Annotated in this window: 3 protein-coding genes; 1 reads left to right on the forward strand and 2 read right to left on the reverse strand. The window is 71.3% G+C overall.

Annotation, left to right across the window (positions count from 1 at the left end):
* Nucleotides 1-837: LLM class flavin-dependent oxidoreductase (locus M8J73_RS32825; RefSeq protein WP_249829436.1), on the reverse strand; the 837-nt coding region annotated here is incomplete at its 3' end.
* A 222-nt stretch (nucleotides 838-1,059) separates the two neighbouring features.
* On the opposite strand from M8J73_RS32825, the gene M8J73_RS32830 reads away from it, so the two are divergent.
* Nucleotides 1,060-1,401, forward strand: a complete 342-nt coding sequence (locus tag M8J73_RS32830) for an Rv1322 family protein (protein WP_055540187.1) — start codon at nucleotides 1,060-1,062, stop codon at nucleotides 1,399-1,401.
* A gap of 28 nt (nucleotides 1,402-1,429) precedes the next feature.
* Here M8J73_RS32830 and M8J73_RS32835 read toward each other — a convergent pair whose 3' ends face one another.
* Nucleotides 1,430-2,299, reverse strand: coding sequence for an ABC transporter permease subunit (locus M8J73_RS32835; protein ID WP_055540188.1), 870 nt, complete (start codon nucleotides 2,297-2,299; stop codon nucleotides 1,430-1,432).
* Between the last annotated feature and the right edge of the window lie 105 nt (nucleotides 2,300-2,404).

Genomic DNA, 2,404 nt, shown 5'->3' on the forward strand with positions numbered 1-2,404 from the left:
CACCGGGTCCCGCATGGCCCGGACACGGCCGTCGACGGTCACATGGGCCTCCAGGCCCTGCTTCAGCCAGCCCGGCATCGCCTTGGTGAGCGCCTCCACGGCGTCGGTGCGCCGGTCCGCGATCTGGCAGACACCGGCCGACACATGGGCCGCGCCGGCGATCTCCTCCGGTGACCGGCCCGCGGCCCGGGCGCAGCTGCGCCACGTCGCCACCATCTCCGCCTTCTCCTCGTCCCCGATGTGCATCCCGAGGAGCATCGAGAGCCCCTTCTCCGCCGCCAGCCGTACGCTCGCCCGTGAGGTGCAGGCGACGACGACCTCGGGGCCCGGCGTCTCGTCCAGGTCCTCCGAGGGCCTCGGCACGACGGGGACCTCACGGAAGCTGAATCGTTCCCCCGAGGCGGAGACCGAGGGTTCCCGCAGCCAGCGCAGCAGCAGATCGAGTGATTCCGGGAACCCTTCCTCGTACGCCCCCAGTCCGGCGCCGAAGACCTCCAGGTCCACCCAGGGCCCGCCCCGTCCGACGCCCAGCGAGAAGCGCCCCCCGGACGTCACATGCAGCAGGGCGGCCTGCTCGCCCAGGGCGACGGGATGGACGGTGGGCAGCACGCTGACCGCCGTGCCGACGCGGATCCGCCGGGTGCGCCCCAGCAGTAGCGCGGCGAGGGTGATCGCCGACGGGCACGTCCCGTACGGCACGAAGTGGTGCTCGGCCAGCCAGACCGAGTCGAGCCCCGCCTCCTCGGCCACGTCCGCGGTCCGCACCGCACGGTGGAGAGCCTCTCCCTGCCCCTGGCCGGGGAACTGGGCTCCCAGTACAAATGTTCCTACACGCATCGCACTTCCTGCTTCCTCGGCTCCGACTCGGGAGCTCCCCCACCCGGCATAACCCTCTGACACGTGCCGAAGACACGGCCTGGCGGCGAGATTTGCCGATTGTCTGCAGAATGCTGCGAGCGGAGGGCGTTCTGAGGCGATTGGTGCCGTACGCGTACCCCCATCGGGCCCGCGTAGGCTGGACACCAAACCTGCTCCCTGTATAGCCCCGTGAGGTGTCCCGTGTCCCCGCGTCGCAACCGTCCCAAGGGCGATGGCCGGTCGGGTCCGTCGGCTCGGAGCGCCGACGAGGACCGTTCGGACCGGTACGGCGGCTGGCAGTCCAGCGAGCCCTGGCAGGGTGAGGAGTGGAGTGTGCGCCATGTGGCGGGCGCGAGCGCGGCGGGCAAGACCTACCGGTGCCCCGGCTGCGACCAGATGATCCCCGCCGGGGTCCCGCACGTCGTCGCCTGGCCCGAGCACTCGGGCGTCGACGAACGGCGCCACTGGCACAAGGCCTGCTGGAACGCGAAGGACCGCCGCACCACGCGGGTGCAGCGGTCCCGAAACGCACCGAGGTTCTGAAGCCCGACTCAGGGCGCCCGCCCGGTGGTTACACGTCCCGCTTCTCCAACAGGGCGAACGCGCCGGCGAACGCGACCGCCACCAGGCCCAGCATGATCCACAGCGGGTCCCAGCCGGACGGGGCGGAGGCGCCGAGTTCAGCACCGTAGAAGACGCCGAGCTGGCTCGGGATCGAGTAGTTGAGCAGGAACTCCTGCACGTCCCGCAGCGACTCCGCGAACATGAAGATCGCGATGACCAGCGGCGCGAGGAACACACCCAGCATGATGGTGATCGCGCCCGCCGAGTGACGGATCAGCGAGCCGACGAGCAGCGACAGCAGACCGAACAGGGCGAGGAACAGGCTCACACCGACGGTCGCCTTGACCCACTCCTCGCCGCTCGGGGCCGCCGCGTTGCTGCCCTCCAGGATCGCCACCTGGAGGAAGGCGACGAGCGAGGTGAACACCAGGGTGATGGTGAACGCGAGGGCGAAGAACACGATCGCCTTGGCGGCCAGCACCCGGCTGCGGCTCGGGCACGCGGTCAGCGTGGTCCGGATCATGCCGGTGCCGTACTCGGAGGCGGTCGTCAGCACGCCGAGCGTGATGATGCAGACGCTGCCGATCATCACACCGAACAGGCCGAGCCCCAGCGGGGACTCGCCCTCCAGGTTCATGTCGGCGGACGCGGCGATGGCGGCGAACAGCAGACCGAGGCCGAGCAGGAGGAAGACGAAGACACCGAGGGTCCACATCGTCGAGCGCACGGACTTGATCTTCGTCCACTCGGAGACGATCGCGTGCCCGAGGTGTGTGCGCACCACCGGGATCGGCGAGGTGTACGACGTGCCCGGCGCACCCTGCCAGGGGGCGGCGGGTGGCTGCTGCGGGGCGAGTTGCGGCTGGGGCGTGCTCATCGGGCGTCCTCGGACTTGGTCAGATCGGCGGCGGGCGCGGGCGCGGCGGCCGGCGCGGCAGGGGCGGCGGCCGGCTGGGCGGGAGCCGGTGCGGCGGGCGTGGCG

Source organism: Streptomyces neyagawaensis, from assembly GCF_023516595.1.
Lineage (GTDB): Bacteria > Actinomycetota > Actinomycetes > Streptomycetales > Streptomycetaceae > Streptomyces > Streptomyces neyagawaensis.

Bases quoted from the DNA above. Each gene is read 5' to 3' on its own strand.
- M8J73_RS32835 (WP_055540188.1), bottom strand. From the start codon at position 2,299: ATGAGCACGCCCCAGCCGCAACTCGCCCCGCAGCAGCCACCCGCCGCC.